The sequence below is a fragment of the Pseudomonas sp. YuFO20 genome (assembly GCF_035064975.1).
Classification (GTDB): Bacteria; Pseudomonadota; Gammaproteobacteria; order Pseudomonadales; family Pseudomonadaceae; genus Aquipseudomonas; species Aquipseudomonas putida_AE.
In genome coordinates this window covers 96,753-114,630 of record NZ_JAXDEO010000007.1, presented here as the reverse complement: position 1 = coordinate 114,630, position 17,878 = coordinate 96,753, and the positions used below count along the sequence as shown (strand labels likewise).

Here is a 17,878-nt window from a genome sequence, read left to right as displayed (position 1 = left end):
ATGCTATGGAACAAGGCAAGACGCAGCAAAAACGTGAACGACACTCGCCAGGGCAAGGATGCCCGCACACTTACAGGGACAACACTGGCTGCCGGACTGGCCGCCGTCGCCCTGGCCGGCGCAGGACTCTATTCGACACTGGACACGCCAGCGGACGTCATTGCGCCCGCGCCCTCGTACACCCTGAACCACCCCCTCCCTCAACCATCGGTCGAGCCTGAAGAAGATCTGCAGCTGATGTTTGTCCAGTCGGTGCTGGGCGATACCGAAGACACCTGGCAACAACTGTTTGCGCAAGTGGGCCGAGACTACCCGCTACCCACCTTGACGCTGTTCGAAAACGGCGTGGTCTCCGGCTGTGGTTTCGCCAGCTCCAGCAGTGGCCCGTTCTATTGCCCGAGCAATCAACAGGTGTATCTCGACCTCGGCTTTTTCAACAAACTGGAGCAGCAGTTTGCAGTGGTCGGTGACTTCGCGCGGGCTTATATCATCGCCCACGAAATCGGGCATCACGTGCAGCTTGAACTGGGACTGTCCGAACCTTTCGAAAAAGCCTTGCTCGAACAACAACCGGTCAGCGGCGATGGCGGACTGGAGGTCCGTGCGGAGTTGCAGGCCGATTGCCTGGCCGGAGTCTGGGCGCACCATGCGCAACAGCGCCTGGACTGGATGGAGCCGGGTGATATCGAAGCCGCCCTGCATGCCGCGGCAATGTTCGGTGACGACCAACTGCAAGCTTCGCGAAATGCCAAGGTTCGACCGGAGACATTCAGCCACGGTACTTCCCGCCAGCGCGTGAACTGGTTCAAGACAGGATTTGCCTCGGGCCTGCCAGAGACCTGTGACACCTTTACTGCCGATGCCCTGTGATCCCGCCCGTCCATGAAACCTCTGATGTCACCGCATGGATAGAACCGCCGTCGCTCCCGGCTGTCTGACGACCGGACTGGCGCCGCGTCTGGTCTGCAGCAACACTCATCCCACGGTTCTTTACCCGCAACATCAGAGGATTCCCACATGCTATGGAAAAAAGGCCGACGCAGCGACAACGTGGTCGATGCCCGTGGCGATGATGTCGGCGGCGGTGGCGGCGGGATGCGTTTTGGTGGCGGCAAGGGCCTGAGCCTGACGGCGATCCTGCTGATCGTCGGCATCGGCTGGATCACCGGCCAGGACCCGCTGCAGATCCTCGGACAATTGACCGGGCAGATGAGTGAACAATCGGCGCCGACCACGTCCCAGACGCGCAAGGCGCCACCGGCCAATGATGAAGGGGCCGAGTTCGTCCGCTCGATCCTCGGTGATACCGAGGATACCTGGCGGCAGATTTTCCAGCAGGCGGACCGGCAGTACAAGGATCCGACCCTGGTGCTGTTCAGCAACCGGGTCAATTCGGCCTGCGGGCTGGCAACCTCGGCGACCGGCCCCTTCTATTGCCCCGCAGACCAGAAGGTCTATCTGGACATGGGCTTCTTCCAGGAGATGTCCCAACGCTTTGCGGCCGCGGGCGATTTCGCCCAGGCCTACGTGATCGCTCACGAAGTCGGACACCATGTTCAAACCTTGCTCGGCGTTTCGGCGAAGATGCAGGTCGCCCGCCAGCAAGGCCGGCAGATGGAAGGCGATGGCGGCTTGCTGGTGCGCCAGGAGCTGCAAGCGGACTGCCTGGCCGGGGTCTGGGCCAACAACGCGCAGAAGCGCCTGAACTGGCTGGAGCCGGGCGACATTGAAGAAGCATTGAACGCGGCGAACGCCATTGGCGACGATCGCTTGCAGCAACAGGGTCAGGGCCGCGTGGTGCCGGACTCGTTTACCCATGGTACGTCAGCGCAACGGGTGCGCTGGTTCAAAACCGGATTCGCCCAGGGCCAGGTTGGCCAGTGCGATACCTTTGCGGCGAAAAATCTGTAGATGAAGAAGTGGTGGTTAGTCGTACTGTTCACATGCGCAACGTCCCAGGCCGCCGAGCACGCGGTCAAGGAACTCAGCCCCGGGCGCCTGCTGTTGAAATCCGGTGAAATCGCGGTGGGCATCAGCCGTGCCCCGGCAAAAATCGAGCGGGTATTGATCATCGTCCATGGTCGCTTGCGCAATGCGCAAACCTATCTGCAGAGTGGCACGCACGCGGCCGAACTGGCCGGGCAAAGCGCTACGACCCTGGTGATCGCCCCGCAGTTTCTCAATGAAACCGACGTTGCGCAGCATCCAGTGGCGGACACCGTCCTGCGCTGGCAGGGCAATGAGTGGATGGCTGGCGGTGAATCCACCGCACCCTTTCGCCTGAGTTCCTACGACGCGCTGGACGAAATCATCGCTCGCCTGGGTGATCGTCAGCAGTTTCCGGATTTGAAGCACATCGTCATTGCCGGTCACTCGGGAGGCGCTCAGGTGGTTCAGCGCTACGCCCTGCTGGGTCACGACAAGTCGGCCCTGGAAGCCGCCGGTGTGCAGCTGCGCTATGTCGTCGCCAACCCCTCTTCCTACACCTATTTCGATGAGCGTCGGCCAGTGGCCTTCAATCATGCAGGCTGTCCGCAATTCAACCGCTGGAAGTACGGGCTGACAGATATGCCTGCCTACGCAGAAGGACAAACTGCCGCCCTGCTGCAGGAAAAGTACCTCAAGCGCAACATCGTTTATCTGCTGGGGCAGCAGGACGTCGATCCCAATCATCCAGCCTTGGACAAAAGCTGTGAGGCAAAGGCCCAGGGTCCGAATCGATTGGCCCGCGGGCGCTACTACTTCAATTATCTGAAGCGCCTGCAACCCCAGGGGTTGCAGCAGCAACTGATTGAAGTGCCCGGGGTCGGGCATAACGGGGACGGAATGTTTACATCACCGCAAGGACAACAGGCGTTGTTCCCGTAACCGAAATTCCCCTGTAGGGCTGCCGCAGGCTGCGATCTTTTGCTCTCAACAAATCAAGCCAAGAGCATCTGCCGCAAGGCGACACAATCCGCCGCATGCCAATCGGTCAGCTCAGGCCACGGATTATCCGGCAGGTTGACCAACACCGTCCGCGCTCCTGCCGCGCGACCGCAATCAAGGTCAAACCGGTAATCACCGACCATCACCATCTCGCTGGCCGACACCTTCCAGGCTTGGGCCAGCTTCAGCAATCCACCAGGATGGGGCTTGGGTGGCGCTTCATCGCGGCCCAGCACATCCTCCACGGCGAAGCAGTCAGCCAGGCCGATAGCCTCCAGCGTGACATGCGCGAGTTCGCGAGCATTGCGCGTGAGGATCCCCAGGCGATACCCGCGGCCAGCCAATTCACGCACCAGCTCCACCGCCCCCGGTGCCGGTTTCGAGCCCAGCGCCAGATCGCGTTCGTGCTCGAGCAGCCAGGCGTGTTTGGCGCTGGCTTCTTCGGCGGGCAGTGCCGCCAGATGCGTGAGGATGTCGTCTTCAGGCGGGATCGCCAACGCTACGCGAATCGCCGCAAAATCATGCACCGCCACCGTCAGGGTGCCGTCCATGTCGAACACCCAATGGCGCACCTCGGCCAGGCTCATGCCCAATCCTTGCGATGGCGAATCAGGCCTTCCTGAGTGACCGAAGCCACCAGTTGCCCGGCGCGGTTGAACACGCTGCCACGGGTGAAACCGCGGGAATTGCCGGCCCACGGGCTGTCCATCGCATACAGCAACCAGTCATCGGCGCGCAGGTCGGCGTGGAACCACAGCGCGTGATCGAGGCTGGCAACCTGCATGTCCTTGTGCCAGACCGATTTGCCGTGGGGCAGCATCGAGGTGGTCAGTAGACCGAAGTCCGAAGCGTAGGCCAGCAGATACTTGTGCAAGGCCGGGGAGTCGGCCATGGCGCCGTCGGCGCGAAACCAGACGTATTTGACCGGATCGCTGGCTTTCGGGTTGTAGGGATCTTCCTCGGTGACGGGCCGGAATTCGATCGGTTTCGGGCACAGCAATTTTTCACGCATGTGCTCGGGAATCAGGTGAGCGCGCTGCTGGGTCAGTTCCAGTTCCGATGGCAGGTTTTCCGGCCCGACCACTTGCGGCATTTCGGTCTGGTGCTGGAACCCTTCTTCGTCGTACTGGAACGAGGCGCTGCAAGTGAAGATCGGCTGGCCCTTCTGGATCGCCGTCACCCGCCGCGTGCTGAAACTGCCACCGTCGCGCACCCGGTCAACGGAATACACCACCGGCAACTTGGCATCGCCCGGACGCAGGAAATAGCCATGCATCGAATGCACATGACGCGCCTCTTCAACGGTCTGGCTGGCCGCCGACAGCGACTGACCGAGCACCTGGCCGCCGAACAGCTGACGAAAGCCCAGGTCCTGGCTGCGGCCACGGAACAGGTTTTCTTCGATCGGTTCCAGGCTCAGCAGGTCGACCAGATCATCCAACACTTGGCTCATTCAGACTCTCCTCACACAACGCAATGCCGCGCAGTCCTGGCTGCGTCGGTCGATTCAATTTCTGGCCGGTGCCAACATGGGGGCCATTGTAAACGTCCGTGGCAGGTTATCCATGCAAGGTTTGCAGCCATTGTTCACGGCTGATTCGGTACAGCACGTGGCGACGCAGGGGATGATCGAGGGCCAGCCTGGGATGATCGAAGTCATCGGCCGGATCGTGATGCATGCCGATCGCCTGCATGACTTTCTGCGACGGCAGGTTGCTGACCGCGGTAAAGGACACGACTTCGTTCAACACCAGGCGATCAAAGCCGCAGCGCAGAGCGGTCCATGCCGCTTCGCTGGCATACCCCAGGCCCCAGTGCTCGCGCGCCAGGCGCCAACCGATTTCAATGGCGGGAGTGAAAGGCGCGTCGAAACCGACCACGCCCAGACCGGTAAAACCGATGAACTGACCGGTGTCCTTGCGCTCCAGCGCCCAGAGGCCAAAGCCATGCTCGACAAAGTGCTCGCGAACCCTGTCAATCATCGATGCACTTTCAGATCGGCTCAAGGGCGCCGGAAAATAACGCATGACCTGTGGATCGGCGCACATCGCGGCAAATTCCGCCAAGTCGCCATCATGCCACTGCCGCAACAGCAATCGCGCGCTCGCCAGTTCCAGTATCGGCTCCATCGTCCCCCTCCCCCAATTCCATGCTGCCAGTCTACAACGCTGGTAGGATCCTTCACTCATTCCGAAACGAAATCATCATGCCGCTGCCGCTGATCTACCACGAAGACTACAGTCCCGAGTTCCCGGCGGATCACCGCTTCCCCATGGACAAGTTTCGTCTGCTGCGCGATCACCTGGTGGACAGCGGCCTGACTCGCGACGCCGACCTGCTGCGCCCACAGTTGTGCCCGCCGCAGATTCTCGCCCTCGCCCATGACCCTTCGTATATCGAGCGCTACATGAGCGGCGATTTGTCCCGTGAAGACCAGCGACGCCTCGGCCTGCCCTGGAGCGAAGCCCTGGCCCGGCGTACGGTGCGGGCAGTCGGCGGTTCGCTGCTGGCGGCAGAGCAGGCGCTGGAGCATGGCCTGGCCTGCCACCTGGCAGGCGGCACGCACCATGCGCATTACGATTTCCCCGCCGGTTTCTGCATCTTCAACGACCTGGCGGTGATCAGCCGTTTCCTGCTGGAGAGTGGTCGGGTGAATCGGGTGCTGATCTTCGACTGCGATGTGCATCAGGGCGACGGGACTGCGCGGATTCTGCACAACACGCCGGAAGCCGTGACCGTTTCCCTGCACTGCGAGAAGAACTTTCCTGCACGCAAAGCCGAAAGTGACTGGGACATCCCGCTCCCCAACGGCATGGGCGATGCCGATTACCTGAAGGTGGTGGACGATGCGCTCAACTACCTCTTGCCCCTCTATCAGCCGGACCTGGTGCTGTACGACGCCGGTGTCGATGTGCACAAGGACGACGCGCTCGGTTACCTGAAGCTGACAGACGAAGGCGTCGCCGCCCGCGATGAAGCCGTCATGCGCCATTGCCTGGGTCGGGACATTCCCGTTGTCGGCGTGATTGGCGGCGGCTACAGCAAGGACCGCCGGGCCCTCGCCCGCCGTCACGGCATCCTCCATCACAGCGCCCAACGGGTCTGGCAGTCATCAGGCTGTCACTGAGTTGTGGATGCTTTACCCACAATGCCTGTGGAACTGCCTGTGGATAACCTGAGTGAAAGGGACTGCAGCCCATGCCACCTGCAGGCTACAGAGAAGTGATTATTTTTTAACCAGCCACTGAATAGACCTCTGAACCCTGTAGGAGCGAGCTTGCTCGCGATGGACTCAAGGGCACCGCATAAATTCAGGATGAGCGCGTCATCGTTAACGTCCATCGCGAGCAAGCTCGCTCCTACAAGGGATGGGGGCTGCTAGAATGCCCGCCCTCTTCCGCAGAACCGCAGCGCACGCCATGACCCAGCACTCCGCCTCCTCCCCTTCATCTGTCGCCATCATCGGCGGCGGCCCCGCCGGTCTGATGGCGGCTGAAGTCTTGAGCAAGGCCGGGATCAAGGTCGACCTGTACGACGGCATGCCTTCCGTGGGGCGAAAATTCCTCCTGGCCGGCGTAGGCGGCATGAACATCACCCACTCCGAGGCCTACCCGGCGTTCCTTTCGCGTTACGCCGAACGGGCACCGCAGATTGCGCCGCTGTTGCGCGCCTTCGGTGCCGATGCGTTATGCCAGTGGATACATGACCTGGGCATCGACACCTTTGTCGGCAGTTCCGGGCGGGTCTTTCCCACCGACATGAAGGCCGCGCCCCTGCTGCGCGCCTGGCTCAAGCGCCTGCGCGACAGTGGCGTGGTTATCCACACCCGTCATCGATGGCTCGGCTGGAATGCCGATGGCAGCCTGAAAGTGTCGAGCCCCGAAGGTGAAAAAACCTTAACGCCTGATGCAACGTTGCTGGCCCTCGGCGGCGGCAGTTGGTCACGCCTGGGTTCGGACGGCGCGTGGATGCTGCCACTGGAGCAAAAGGGTGTAGGACTCGCGCCGCTGCAACCGAGTAATTGCGGTTTCGAGGTGCAGGCCTGGAGCGATTTGATGATCAGCAAATTCGCCGGCGCACCGCTGAAAAACATCGCCATCGGCCTCAACGACGACGTGCCGAGGCTCGGTGAATGTGTGATTACCGCCATGGGGATTGAAGGCAGCTTGATCTACGCCTTGTCGGCACCGATCCGTGAAGCCATCAACCAGTACGGTTCGGCGACCGTTCATCTCGATCTTCTGCCCGGACGACCTGTGGATAAAATCCAGGCTGCCTTGAGCAAGCCACGGGGATCACGCTCGATGGCCAAGCATCTGCATAGCCAGTTGGGTATCGATGGGGTGAAAGCGGCACTGTTGCGAGAGCTGACATCTGCCGACACCTTTACCGACATGGCATTGCTGGCCAAGGCGATCAAGGCGTTGCCGATGACACTGGTGAAGACCCGACCGCTGGATGAGGCCATCAGCAGTGCCGGCGGTGTGTTGTTCGAGGCGATGGATGAGCGGTTGATGCTCAAGCAAATGCCTGGGGTGTTTTGCGCTGGGGAAATGCTCGATTGGGAAGCGCCAACGGGTGGCTATCTGCTGACCGCGTGTTTCGCCAGTGGGCGTGCAGCGGGGTTGGGGATGGTGGAGTGGTTGCAGCGCAAGGGCTGAAGACCGCGGCGCGCCCTTCGCGAGCAAGCCCGCTCCCACAGGGAATTTGTGAACAACACAGATCCAGTGTGGGAGCGGGCTTGCTCGCGAAGGCGGCTTAACAGACGCCGCAATTAATCAAGGTTTGCGCTTACGCGGCCCAGTGTTGAACACCGGCACTTTGCGCACAGGCTTTATCGAAGGCTCCGCCGGCGCAACCTCTCCGCTGTCCACCCACTTGCCCAGATTGCGTTTACCACCGCCACCACCCGAAGCCTTGGGCTTCTTCGGTTTCTTCGGCTTCTTGACCACCTGGCCGCTGGCATCGGTGTCCGGCACGCGATGCTCAGGCTCGAAGTCCGGCTCGTTCTGACGCTTGAGCGTCTGGCGGGTCAACATCTCGATGGCCGACAGCAGATTCACTTCATCGGCGCACACCAGGGAAATCGCCTCGCCGGTCGCCCCCGCGCGCCCGGTACGACCGATGCGGTGGATGTAATCCTCGGCCACGATCGGCAAGTCGAAGTTGACCACCAGTGGCAAGTCTTCAATATCCAGGCCCCGGGCCGCGACGTCGGTGGCAACGAGGATCTGCACTTCGCTGAGCTTGAAGCGGTCCAGCGCGCGCTGACGGGTCGCCTGGGGCTTGTCACCGTGAATGCCGTCGGCGTTGATGCCCAGGCCCTGGAGTTTTTCCACCAGCGCGTCCACGCCGTTGCGGGTCTTGGCGAACACCAGCACCTGCTTCCACTTGCCCTTGCGCATCAGGTGCACGAACAGCTCCGGCTTGCGCTTCTTGTCCACCGTCACGATCCACTGCTTGACCGTATTGGCGGCGACGTTGCGCGGGCTGACTTCGATGCTCAGCGGATCATTGAGCATTTGCCCGGCCAGCAGGCGGATGTCGTCAGAGAAGGTGGCGGAGAACAGCAGGGTCTGGCGCTTCTTCGGCAACGCCTTGTAGATATTCGCCAATTCCTCGGAGAAACCCAGGTCGAGCATGCGATCGGCTTCGTCCAGCACCAGGGTTTGCAGCTGATTGAACTTCAGTGCGTTCTGGCGGAACAGGTCGAGCAGACGGCCCGGGGTCGCCACCAGCAGGTCGACGCCGCTACGCAGCTTCATCATTTGCGGGTTGATGCTGACGCCGCCATACACCGCGTAGGTGCGCAGCGGCAGGTTCTCGGCATATTGGCGCACCGCTTCGTGAACCTGCTCGGCCAGCTCCCGGGTCGGCACCAGAATCAGCGCACGCACCGAGTTGGCGGCGACTTTCGGCCCTTCCATCGCCAGCAACTGCAGGAGCGGCAAGGCGAAACCGGCGGTCTTGCCGGTGCCGGTCTGGGCGGCGGCCATCAGGTCGCGACCGGCCAGCACCGCCGGAATGGCTTGTGCCTGAACCGGCGTCGGAGTCTGGTAGCCGAGCGTCTCAAGGGAGCGCAGCAAGGGTTCGATCAGGCCAAGGGTGGCGAAAGTCATGGGAGTACCGTAGGAAAATTCAGCGCGATTGTGCAGAAGGAGTGTGCAATGCCGCGCAGTTTACCCTAATTCACACGGGATTCTGTCGGCACTGCCTTGACCACTGGCCGTTCCGGTGTGCGGCGCCATTGCGGCAGGCCAATCAGCACCACGGCACTGATGATCACCAACATGGCCAGCGCTTCCTCGATGCCGATGGTTTCGCCGACAAACACGATCCCCAGCAACACGGCCACCGCCGGGTTGACGTAGGCATAACTGGTGGCCGCCGCCGGACGCACATGCTTGAGCAGATACATGTAGGCATTGAAGGCAATGATCGAACCGAACACGGTCAGGTACGCCAGCGCCGCCCAGCCCTCGATGGGCGGCATCTGCTCCAGGTGTTCACCGCTTACGGCGCTACCGATCAGCAACACCACGCCGCCCACCAGCATTTCCACGGCGCTGGCCATGGCGCCTTGAGGCAACGGCAAGTGTTTGCTCCACACCGAGCCGAACGCCCAGGTGGCCGCGGCAAAGATCAGCAACGCCGCACCCAGCGGACTCGATTGCAGGTTGGAGCCCAGGTTGAGCATGGCAATGCCGATCATGCCGAGCGCAATCCCGGCCCATTCGAGACGGGTATTACGCGCGCCCCAGAAATATCCACAGAGCAAGGTGAACAGCGGCACCGTCGCCACGGCCAGCGCGGCGACACCGGACGCCACGCCCGTGTGTTCAGCCAGGCTAACCCCGCCGTTACCGCAAGCCAGCAGTAACACACCGATGATCCCGGCGGCTTTCCATTGCGCCCAGGTCGGGGCCGGCGCTCCGCGCCAGCGCAGGAAGGCATACATCAGCGTCCCGGCGATCACGAAGCGAATCCCCGCCAACAGCAACGGCGGCCAGTACTCCACACCGATGCGGATCACCAGGTAGGTCGAGCCCCAAATCACGTACAACGCGAAAAAGGCAGCGATTAACGGCAAGGGAAAACGACGTAGACCAGGCATGGGGGGCAGCTCACAGGCAGGACAAGTGAACAGCTATTTTAGAAAGGCTGACATGGGAAAATAAGTTACAAAACCTGTTTAAAGCATCAGTACACTTTTCAAAACACGGAGTTCAGCGCTATAAACCGTGCTTTCGAAAGTCCGTTATTTTCAGGAGTTCGACCGTGGACAAATATGACCGCATGCTGCTCAGCGCCCTGCTGGAAAATGGTCGCGCGTCATATGCCGACCTGGCGCGCAAGGTCAACCTCTCCGCCCCGGCCGTGGCCGAACGCGTGGCCAAGCTCGAATCCAGCGGCGTGATCACCGGCTACCAGGCGAAAGTCGACATGGCCAAGCTCGGGCTGCCGATCCAGTGCGTGATCGAATTGCGCCTGAACCAGCATGGCAATCAGAAGGCCTACGACGACCTGATCAAGATCCCGCAGCTGACTGAATGCCACCGGGTGACGGGCGACCCGTGCGTGATCATGCAGGCGGCGGTGGCTTCGATGCCGGAGCTGGAGGAGTTGATCAACCGGATTGCCACGTTTGGTTTCAGCAAGACGTCGATTGTGTTGTCGAGTGCCATCGAAAAGCGTGTGCCGTTGGGGCATATCGAAAGGAATGGAACGGCATGATGCGGCGCAATCCCTGTGGGAGCGGGCTTGCTCGCGAAAGCGGTGTGTCATTCAACATTGATCTCTACTGAACTGACGCTTTCGCGAGCAAGCCCGCTCCCACAAGGGATTGGCGGTGCTTTCAGAACCCGCGATAGCGCTTGAGATGCTCACCCACTTTGGCCGCCGGGACCTTCTGCAACTTGCACAGCAGATCATGGGACAGCTCACTCAACCCATGCTTTTGCCGCAACTCCCCGGCCAGGTGCGTCAGCAGGTTGGCCGCCATCTCGGCATCGGCCATGGCCCGGTGAGCCTTGCCGGTGTGGGGCAGGTTGGCGAAGGTGGTGAGGGTGCCGAGTTTGTGGTTCGGTGCCGCAGGCATCAGGCGCCGCGCCAGCAGGAGCGAGCAGGCAAAGTTCTGCAAGCGCGTGCGTTTGATTCGCCCCAGCTCGAAGTCCCAGAACTTCTGGTCGAATGCCGCGTTGTGCGCCAGCAGTGGCGTAGTGCCGACAAACTCGTTGACCTCGTTCATCACCTGCTCCGCCGCAGGCGCGGTGCGCAACATGGCGTTGCTGATACCGGTCAGTTGTTCGATGAAGCCCGGGACGCGGACGCCGGCGTTCATCAGGCTCTGGTAACGCTCGACGATGCGCCCTTGCTCGAGGATCACCACGGCAATTTCCGTGGCCCGGCAGCTGCTGCTCGGAGAGATCCCGGTGGTTTCAAAGTCGATGACTGCTATGCGTTCCAAACCTGTTTCAACTCCGTAAAAATCAATTCTTGAGCAGCAACGCGCCTTCGATCGGCACGTAGCGGCTGGCGGCGCGGATCAGCGAATTGGCCGTGAGGCCCGGCACCCCGTAGGCCACCGCTTGCACCCCGTGTTTGCTGATGATGCGCTCCAGCAGCATGTCGAAATCACCGTCGCCGGAGGCCAGCACCACTTCATCGACATGGTCGGCCGCGTCCATGATGTCGAGGGTGATGCCCACGTCCCAGTCGCCCTTGGCCGATCCGTCGCTGCGCTGGATATAGGGCTTGAGCTTCACGGTGAAACCGAGGTTGCGCAGGATCTGCTGGAACTGCTGCTGCTTGCTGTCGCCACGATCGATCGCGTAGGCGTAGGCCTCGACGATCTCGCCCTGCTTGCTGATGTCAGCCCACAACGCGGCATAGTTGAAGTGGCAACCATAAGCCTGGCGCACGGTGTAGTAGAGGTTCTGGACATCGGCGAACACTGCGATTTTTTTCACCGGACACCTCATTAACGCGCAGGCAGGATCAGGCACCAGGCCCGAAAAGTCGCCCAGTATGCCAGCCAAGAGGTGAGTTTCGCGAATAATCGGCCCGGAGCGCCGCAGCGCCCCGGACGAATGGCGTATCAGACGAAGGAGTCGTCGTCACCGCCGAAGAACGATGAGCTGTCATCGCTATAATCGGCGTCGGCAAAACCGCCCTGGTCGTTGCCGTAGGTATCATTGCCGGCCATGCGCTGGTCATCGCCCCAGCCAGTGTTGCCCTGGTCGTTGACCTGGGCCGGTTCTTCCTTGATGACTTCGACGACTTCCTGCGCTGGCTGGTTGTGGTGGAACAGGCTGCTGATACCTTGTGCCAGCATCACGCCACCCGCCACACCAGCCGCTGTTTTCAGCGCACCGCCGAGAAAGCCGCTGCCCGCCGCTGCTGGGGCCTGTTGCTGGGGTGCATAGCCCTGCTGTGGAGAGGCACCGAAGTTCGGCTGCTGAGGCTGTGCGTTGAACGACGGCCGTGCCGGCTCACGCCAGCCGCCACCACTGGTCGCTGCCGATTGCACGGGCGCAGGCTGCGGATCACGGCTGCCGCCACCAAAGATGCTCGACAAAAAGCCACCGCTGCTCGGCGCCGGAGCGGATGTTTGCGCCTTGGCCTGTTGCAGTTCGGCCTGCAATTGCTGGATTTGCGCCGTCAGTTGTTTGTTCTGTCCGTCGAGGCTCTTGATCGCCGCCTCTTGCACCAGGATCGCCTGGGTCATGAAATAACCTGCCGCCGGTTGGCGCACCAGGTGTTCCTTGATCCGCGCCTCGGCCTGGGCGTCGCGCGGGGCTGAGTCCGTCTCGGCCTGTTGCAGCCGGGAAAACAGTCCATCGATCAGGGTTTGTTCTTCGCTGTTCATGGCGACCTCGTAGATTGCCGGGAAAATCGTTGCCTTCACCCACAAAGGATAAGGTGCCCGACCTTAATGGAGGCTGAAACAAGTTGTTTCAATGACCTTTACCGAACGTTTACGTTTGCGCCCTCCCGCGTTTCATCGGTTAAAGTGGGCCACTGCTTTCAACCAGCGATACCAACTGATGAATCCGTTCGATGTACTGCGTGACTCCTTGTATTTCTTCAAACGCAATCTGCGCCAGATCGTGCAGCTGTGCCTGCCGTTGGTGATCATCGAGGCCCTGTTGCAACAAGTGGTCGACCGCTCCACCGAGCCGGACAGTTTTCCGGGCATCAGTGTGATCGTCGGCTTGCTGGTCTATCCGCTGTACACCGCCGCCCTGATCCTGTTCCTCGACGCCCGCAGCCGTGGCGAATCGCCAAGCAATCGCGAGCTGCTGTCGAGGTCCGCTTATCTGTGGCCGCGTTTCGCCCTGCTGACCGCCCTGAACACCCTGCTGATCCTGCTTGGCCTGTCACTGTACTTCCTGCCGGGCATCTGGCTGATGGTGACCCTGGCCTTCGGCGAGTACCTGCTGGTGCTGCGCGGCCTGGCGCCCTTGCAGGCCATGAAGGAAAGCCTGCGCCTGACCCGCGGCCATTTCATGCGCATCCTGGTGTGCATCCTGTGTGTGATGGGGCCCTTGTGGCTGCTCAAGGGCGCCACATTGGCAGCGTACCCCGAGCCGCAGAACCCGGTGATCTCGCTGCTGATCGACAGCGCCCACAGCTTCCTGCAGCTGTTCACCAGCGTGGTGCTGTTCCGCCTGTTCATGCTGATCAGCGAGGTGCCGGAAAAAATCGATGGGCCACGTTGACCGTGGGCGACCGCCCGTCAGTCGGGTATGCTCGGGGTCAACTTCCGTAACGCGATAAGCCGAGCCATGACCCGACTGCTGCGCTACACCTTGCTGGGATTGTTGATCGTCATCGGCTTGACCGGCGTGGCGGTCTACAGCCTGACCTGGCGCCCCGAGGCCAGGGAATCAGCGCCAGTCAGCTGCACCCAGGCGTCCACCCTCGCACCAACCCTCGCACCAACCCTGGCACCGGGCCAGGCACTGAAGGTCATGACCTGGAACGTCCAGTACCTGGCGGGCAAGCGTTACGTGTTCTGGAATGACCTGGCCGCCGGCACCGACGATTCCCCCACGCCGGAAGACATGGCCTTCAGCCTCGATGAAGTGGCGCGCGTGATTCGTGACGAGCAACCGGACGTCGTGCTGCTGCAGGAACTCGATGACGGCGCCAAGGCCAGCGACTACCAGAACCAGCTCAAACTGTTGCAGGAGCGGCTCGCCGACCTGTACCCCTGCAGTGCCCAGGCCTTCGACTGGAAGGCTGACTTCGTGCCCAACCCGCATATTTTCGGCAGCGTCGGCCGGCAGTTGGCGACCCTGAGCCGCTATCAGATCGAGCACGCCGAGCGCCTGCAATTGCCGATCACTTCGGCCAATCCGATCAGCCGCCAGTTCCAACCGAAAAACGCCTTGCTGGTGACGTACCTGCCCTTGAGCGACGGTGGCCAGCTCGCGGTCCTCAACACCCATCTGGACCGTGCGAGCCAACCTGACGAGACGCTGCAGGCACAGGTCGCGGCCGTGGCCAAGGTCCTCGACAAGTTCGAAAGCCGCGGCACGCCCTGGCTGATCGGTGGCGACTTCAACCTGCTGCCGCTGGGGCAATACCAGCGCCTGCCCAACGAACAGCGCACCCCCTACTCCGCCGACAGCGCCCTGCATCTGTTGTGGGACAAGTACCCGATGATCCCCACCAATAACGAGTCCGGCGGGATCGACCGCGCGCGCTGGCTGACCCATTACCCGAACGATGCCGGGTTGAACGGCCCGGACCGGACCGTCGACTATCTGTTCTACAGCCCGCGGATCAAACGGGTTGAGGCGATGGTCCGGCAGGACGATACCTTGCGCATCTCCGATCACCTGCCGGTGATTGCGCGGTTCCTGCTGCCCGCCGCGCCGTAGCTTGTCGCGTCATTGCTTGCGCGGCTTGATCCGTGCCGTGGCTTCGGCCACCAGCGGGTCGTCCGGCCAGTAATGTTTCGGGTAGCGTCCCTTCAAGTCTTTTTTCACCTCGGCGTAGGTGCTGCGCCAGAAGTTCGCGAGGTCCTGGGTCACCTGCACCGGCCGCCGCGCCGGGGACAGCAAATGCAGCTTGACCACTTGCCGGCCACCGGCGATGCGCGGGGTTTCGGCCAGGCCGAACAGTTCCTGCAGGCGCACCGCCAGGATCGGCGGCTGTTCGCTGTAGTCCAGACGAATCGATGAACCCGATGGCACGCTCAAGTGGTGGGGCGCCAGCTCGTCCAGCCGTTGCGGCATTGGCCATGGCAACAGGTTATGAACGATGCTCGAGAGGTCGAGATTGGCGAAATGACTGAGCCGCGAGACTTTGCCCAGATACGGCATCAGCCAGTGCTCAAGGTTGTTCAGCAGCGCAGCGTCGCTGACATCCGGCCATTCGCTTTCACCCTTGCCGCCCAGGTCCAGCTGGCGCAACAACGCCACCCGTGCCTGCCACTGGCGCAACTCCGGGGTCCACGGCAACAGCTCCAGGCCTTTGCGCCGCACCAGATTCACCAATGCCTGGCTGCGGGCGCTTTCATCGAGGCCGGTGAGCGGTTCGCGGCTGAGAATGAGCTCACCGACCTTGCGTTGGCGCTCGGCCCGCAGCACGCCTTCGCGCTCATCCCAGTCCAGTTGATCGACGCAACGCACCTGTTCGGCCAGTACCGAGTCGAACAACGCCGGATCGAAATCCGCCGCCAGATAGATCCGCTCTTCACGTTGGCCCTGGCGGCTGCCGAGGTCGGCGATCACCAGCCACGGCTGCTTCATCAGGCTGTCGGCTTCGGCAAACAGCGCCGCACGACCGTTGGCCAGGCGATACTCGGCACCGCCGGCACGGCGTTGCTGGGCGACGCGGTCGGGATAGGCCAAGGCCAGTAACGCCCCGAGCCAGCGCGGATGGTCGAGGTCGCTGACCGGCTCCGATGCCTTGCCGCGCAGATAACCGCGATACTGCCGCGCCAGTTGCCGGGCGCGTTGTACGCCACCCTGGGTACCCCGGGAGGCGCGCTGTTCGCCGGACAGCAAGGCCAAGCGGCTGTGCAAATCGGCGCCAGCGCCACGCAAGATGTCGCGCTCGCCAAGCAATGCCGCGACATCGCACGCCATGTCGGCCAGGCCGAGCGCCTGTCCTCGCAACAACAAGTGCGCGATGCGCGGATGCGCCGGCAGTTCGGCCATGGCCTGACCGTGACGGGTCAGCGCTTCGCCATCCAACGCGCCCAGACGAACCAGCAAGTCCTGAGCTTGTGCATAAGCGGCGGTCGGCGGCACATCAAGCCAAACCAGCTGCCCCGACGTCACGCCCCAACGCGCCAGCTGCAGCGCCAGCCCGGCGAGATCCGCCGAGAGTATTTCCGCACTGCCATAAGCCGCCAATTGTTCGTGCTGATCCTGGGACCACAAGCGGTAGCACACCCCCGGTTCCAGTCGCCCTGCCCGGCCCGCACGCTGGGTCGCGCTGGCCTTGGAAATACGCTGGGTGTCGAGGCGGGTCATGCCGCTGCCGGGGTCGAAACGCGGGACCCGCGCCAACCCGGCATCGATCACTACGCGTACGCCGTCGATGGTCAGGCTGGTCTCGGCGATGTTGGTGGCCAGCACCACTTTGCGTTGGCCTGGCGGCGCCGGATCGATCGCCGCCCGTTGCGCGGCGAGGTCCAGTTCGCCGTGCAGCGGGCAGAGCAGGACCTGAGGGTTATCGCCCAGCGCATCGGCGAGTTGTTGATGCACGCGACGGATCTCGGCCTGTCCCGGCAGGAACACCAGCACGCTGCCGCTTTCATCGTTCAAGGCTTCGAGGATGGTCTGCACCAGCCGTGGTTCGATGAATTCACCGGCCTGGAACGGCCGGCCCCAGCGCATCGCGACCGGGTACATGCGGCCTTCGCTGCGCAGGATTGGCGCGTCGTCCAGCAACCCGGCCAGCCGCTCGCCTTCCAGGGTGGCCGACATCAAGAGGATTTTGAGCGGCTGATCGTCGCGGAACAGTTCGCGGCCATTGAGGCTCAGGGCCAGCGCCAGATCGGCGTCGAGGCTGCGCTCGTGGAACTCGTCGAAGATCAAAAGGCCCACGCCCTCCAGCGCCGGATCGTCCTGCAGACGCCGGGTGAGAATGCCTTCAGTGACCACTTCGATGCGGGTGTTGGGGCCGACCTTGCTGTCGAGCCGAATGCGATAACCCACGGTTTCGCCGACCTTCTCGCCCAGTTCACTGGCCAGGCGCTCCGCCGCTGCCCGCGCGGCCAGACGGCGCGGTTCAAGCATCAGGATGGTCTGCCCGGCCAGCCATGGCTCGTTGAGCAAGGCCAGGGGCACACGGGTGGTCTTACCGGCGCCGGGCGGTGCTTCGAGCACGGCTTCGTGGCGTGTCGCCAGGGCTTCACGCAGGGCGGGTAAAACTTCATCAATCGGCAAAGAAATCATGCTGGCTCCCAAACAGAGGCGCGAGTATAACGGCGAACTGCCCAGTGTTCGTTGCGGTCCTAATTCATATCGACGACGCTTCGTTTTGAAATTACCCAGGAGATTTCATATGCGTGTTCCCTTTCGCCTGATCGGCGGCGTTCTGGTCGCGACCCTGCTGACCCAACTGACTGCCTGCGGTTCGATCTTCTATCCGGATCGTCGTGGCCAGATCGATGGCAAGATCGACCCGGCCATTGCCGTGCTCGATGCCGTGGGCCTGCTGTTCTACATCATCCCCGGCCTGATCGCGTTTGCCGTGGACTTCGCCACGGGTGCGATCTACTTCGAACCGGGCAAGACGGCCCAGGTCGACCCGGAAAAACTCAAGGACGCCATTGGCGCGGACGGCAAGGTCGATAACCTCAAGTTGCAGTCTATTCTGCAGCGTGAACTGGGCCGCAGCTTGCCGCTGGACGATCCACGCCTGATCCAGTCCAAGGGCAGCGCCCAGCAACTGGCCATGTTCGGCCTGCAACCCGCCGCGTAATCGG

General features: G+C 62.2%; 18 protein-coding genes. 9 read left to right on the top strand and 9 right to left on the bottom strand.

The features are described from left to right. The 3 genes from ypfJ (SOP85_RS06180) to SOP85_RS06170 all read left to right on the top strand — a co-directional run bounded on the left by ypfJ (SOP85_RS06180) (position 1) and on the right by SOP85_RS06170 (position 2,868). On the top strand, positions 1-870 hold the full coding sequence (gene ypfJ / locus SOP85_RS06180) for a KPN_02809 family neutral zinc metallopeptidase (protein ID WP_323626406.1): 870 nt from the start codon (positions 1-3) through the stop codon (positions 868-870). 147 nt (positions 871-1,017) lie between these two features. Beyond that, positions 1,018-1,911, top strand: coding sequence for a KPN_02809 family neutral zinc metallopeptidase (gene ypfJ, locus SOP85_RS06175; RefSeq protein WP_274074493.1), 894 nt, complete (start codon positions 1,018-1,020; stop codon positions 1,909-1,911). After that, positions 1,912-2,868 (top strand): alpha/beta fold hydrolase, encoded by a 957-nt coding sequence (locus SOP85_RS06170; protein ID WP_323626405.1) that lies wholly within the window; start codon positions 1,912-1,914, stop codon positions 2,866-2,868. A 53-nt stretch (positions 2,869-2,921) separates the two neighbouring features. Here SOP85_RS06170 and SOP85_RS06165 read toward each other — a convergent pair whose 3' ends face one another. The 3 genes from SOP85_RS06165 to SOP85_RS06155 form a co-directional block, all read right to left on the bottom strand. After that, the gene (locus SOP85_RS06165; protein WP_323626404.1) at positions 2,922-3,515 is read right to left on the bottom strand and encodes an HAD family hydrolase; all 594 of its coding nucleotides are present in this window, start codon (positions 3,513-3,515) and stop codon (positions 2,922-2,924) included. Further along, the gene (tesB, locus tag SOP85_RS06160) at positions 3,512-4,381 is read right to left on the bottom strand and encodes an acyl-CoA thioesterase II (RefSeq protein WP_323608320.1); all 870 of its coding nucleotides are present in this window, start codon (positions 4,379-4,381) and stop codon (positions 3,512-3,514) included. Before tesB ends, SOP85_RS06165 begins: the two co-directional genes overlap by 4 nt. 106 nt (positions 4,382-4,487) lie before the next feature. After that, positions 4,488-5,057, bottom strand: coding sequence for a GNAT family N-acetyltransferase (locus SOP85_RS06155; protein ID WP_323626403.1), 570 nt, complete (start codon positions 5,055-5,057; stop codon positions 4,488-4,490). A gap of 77 nt (positions 5,058-5,134) precedes the next feature. Between SOP85_RS06155 and SOP85_RS06150 the strand changes: the two genes are divergently transcribed. Continuing rightward, positions 5,135-6,055 carry a histone deacetylase family protein gene (locus SOP85_RS06150; protein ID WP_323626402.1) on the top strand — a complete coding sequence of 307 codons (921 nt, stop codon included), beginning with the start codon at positions 5,135-5,137 and terminating at the stop codon, positions 6,053-6,055. A gap of 292 nt (positions 6,056-6,347) precedes the next feature. Then, complete coding sequence (locus SOP85_RS06145) at positions 6,348-7,589, top strand: TIGR03862 family flavoprotein (RefSeq protein WP_323626401.1); 1,242 nt, start codon at positions 6,348-6,350, stop codon at positions 7,587-7,589. A 117-nt stretch (positions 7,590-7,706) separates the two neighbouring features. Here the strand turns inward: SOP85_RS06145 and SOP85_RS06140 are convergent, their stop codons facing one another. Both SOP85_RS06140 and yedA read right to left on the bottom strand, forming a co-directional pair. Beyond that, positions 7,707-9,047, bottom strand: coding sequence for a DEAD/DEAH box helicase (locus SOP85_RS06140; RefSeq protein WP_323626400.1), 1,341 nt, complete (start codon positions 9,045-9,047; stop codon positions 7,707-7,709). 65 nt (positions 9,048-9,112) lie between these two features. Further along, positions 9,113-10,042 (bottom strand): drug/metabolite exporter YedA, encoded by a 930-nt coding sequence (gene yedA / locus SOP85_RS06135; protein ID WP_323608324.1) that lies wholly within the window; start codon positions 10,040-10,042, stop codon positions 9,113-9,115. A gap of 164 nt (positions 10,043-10,206) precedes the next feature. On the opposite strand from yedA, the gene SOP85_RS06130 reads away from it, so the two are divergent. Further along, positions 10,207-10,662: an Lrp/AsnC family transcriptional regulator gene (locus SOP85_RS06130; protein WP_323626399.1), complete on the top strand. Its 456-nt coding sequence runs from the start codon at positions 10,207-10,209 to the stop codon at positions 10,660-10,662. Between the two features lie 121 nt (positions 10,663-10,783). On the opposite strand, the gene SOP85_RS06125 is transcribed toward SOP85_RS06130, so the two are convergent. From SOP85_RS06125 to SOP85_RS06115, 3 genes are all read right to left on the bottom strand, one after another. Beyond that, positions 10,784-11,395: a 3'-5' exonuclease gene (locus SOP85_RS06125; protein ID WP_323626398.1), complete on the bottom strand. Its 612-nt coding sequence runs from the start codon at positions 11,393-11,395 to the stop codon at positions 10,784-10,786. A gap of 22 nt (positions 11,396-11,417) precedes the next feature. Continuing rightward, complete coding sequence (locus SOP85_RS06120) at positions 11,418-11,909, bottom strand: LabA-like NYN domain-containing protein (protein WP_178134372.1); 492 nt, start codon at positions 11,907-11,909, stop codon at positions 11,418-11,420. A gap of 116 nt (positions 11,910-12,025) precedes the next feature. Continuing rightward, positions 12,026-12,796, bottom strand: a complete 771-nt coding sequence (locus SOP85_RS06115) for a DUF2076 domain-containing protein (protein ID WP_323626397.1) — start codon at positions 12,794-12,796, stop codon at positions 12,026-12,028. 178 nt (positions 12,797-12,974) lie between these two features. Between SOP85_RS06115 and SOP85_RS06110 the strand changes: the two genes are divergently transcribed. Together SOP85_RS06110 and SOP85_RS06105 are read left to right on the top strand one after the other, a co-directional pair. Continuing rightward, positions 12,975-13,649 (top strand): YciC family protein, encoded by a 675-nt coding sequence (locus tag SOP85_RS06110; protein WP_274074481.1) that lies wholly within the window; start codon positions 12,975-12,977, stop codon positions 13,647-13,649. Positions 13,650-13,715: 66 nt separating this feature from the next. Further along, positions 13,716-14,816, top strand: coding sequence for an endonuclease/exonuclease/phosphatase family protein (locus SOP85_RS06105; protein WP_323626395.1), 1,101 nt, complete (start codon positions 13,716-13,718; stop codon positions 14,814-14,816). A 9-nt stretch (positions 14,817-14,825) separates the two neighbouring features. Here SOP85_RS06105 and hrpB read toward each other — a convergent pair whose 3' ends face one another. Next, on the bottom strand, positions 14,826-17,345 hold the full coding sequence (hrpB, locus tag SOP85_RS06100) for an ATP-dependent helicase HrpB (RefSeq protein WP_323626393.1): 2,520 nt from the start codon (positions 17,343-17,345) through the stop codon (positions 14,826-14,828). A gap of 109 nt (positions 17,346-17,454) precedes the next feature. Here hrpB and SOP85_RS06095 point away from each other — a divergent pair, with 109 nt between their 5' ends. Continuing rightward, positions 17,455-17,874, top strand: a complete 420-nt coding sequence (locus SOP85_RS06095) for a polyribonucleotide nucleotidyltransferase (RefSeq protein ID WP_274074478.1) — start codon at positions 17,455-17,457, stop codon at positions 17,872-17,874. Positions 17,875-17,878 lie beyond the last annotated feature (4 nt).

Bases quoted from the DNA above. Each gene is read 5' to 3' on its own strand.
- ypfJ (WP_323626406.1), top strand. From the start codon at position 1: ATGCTATGGAACAAGGCAAGACGCAGCAAAAACGTGAACGACACTCGC.
- ypfJ (WP_274074493.1), top strand. From the start codon at position 1,018: ATGCTATGGAAAAAAGGCCGACGCAGCGACAACGTGGTCGATGCCCGT.
- SOP85_RS06170 (WP_323626405.1), top strand. From the start codon at position 1,912: ATGAAGAAGTGGTGGTTAGTCGTACTGTTCACATGCGCAACGTCCCAG.
- SOP85_RS06165 (WP_323626404.1), bottom strand. From the start codon at position 3,515: ATGAGCCTGGCCGAGGTGCGCCATTGGGTGTTCGACATGGACGGCACC.
- tesB (WP_323608320.1), bottom strand. From the start codon at position 4,381: ATGAGCCAAGTGTTGGATGATCTGGTCGACCTGCTGAGCCTGGAACCG.
- SOP85_RS06155 (WP_323626403.1), bottom strand. From the start codon at position 5,057: ATGGAGCCGATACTGGAACTGGCGAGCGCGCGATTGCTGTTGCGGCAG.
- SOP85_RS06150 (WP_323626402.1), top strand. From the start codon at position 5,135: ATGCCGCTGCCGCTGATCTACCACGAAGACTACAGTCCCGAGTTCCCG.
- SOP85_RS06145 (WP_323626401.1), top strand. From the start codon at position 6,348: ATGACCCAGCACTCCGCCTCCTCCCCTTCATCTGTCGCCATCATCGGC.
- SOP85_RS06140 (WP_323626400.1), bottom strand. From the start codon at position 9,047: ATGACTTTCGCCACCCTTGGCCTGATCGAACCCTTGCTGCGCTCCCTT.
- yedA (WP_323608324.1), bottom strand. From the start codon at position 10,042: ATGCCTGGTCTACGTCGTTTTCCCTTGCCGTTAATCGCTGCCTTTTTC.
- SOP85_RS06120 (WP_178134372.1), bottom strand. From the start codon at position 11,909: ATGAGGTGTCCGGTGAAAAAAATCGCAGTGTTCGCCGATGTCCAGAAC.
- SOP85_RS06115 (WP_323626397.1), bottom strand. From the start codon at position 12,796: ATGAACAGCGAAGAACAAACCCTGATCGATGGACTGTTTTCCCGGCTG.
- SOP85_RS06110 (WP_274074481.1), top strand. From the start codon at position 12,975: ATGAATCCGTTCGATGTACTGCGTGACTCCTTGTATTTCTTCAAACGC.
- SOP85_RS06105 (WP_323626395.1), top strand. From the start codon at position 13,716: ATGACCCGACTGCTGCGCTACACCTTGCTGGGATTGTTGATCGTCATC.
- hrpB (WP_323626393.1), bottom strand. From the start codon at position 17,345: ATGATTTCTTTGCCGATTGATGAAGTTTTACCCGCCCTGCGTGAAGCC.
- SOP85_RS06095 (WP_274074478.1), top strand. From the start codon at position 17,455: ATGCGTGTTCCCTTTCGCCTGATCGGCGGCGTTCTGGTCGCGACCCTG.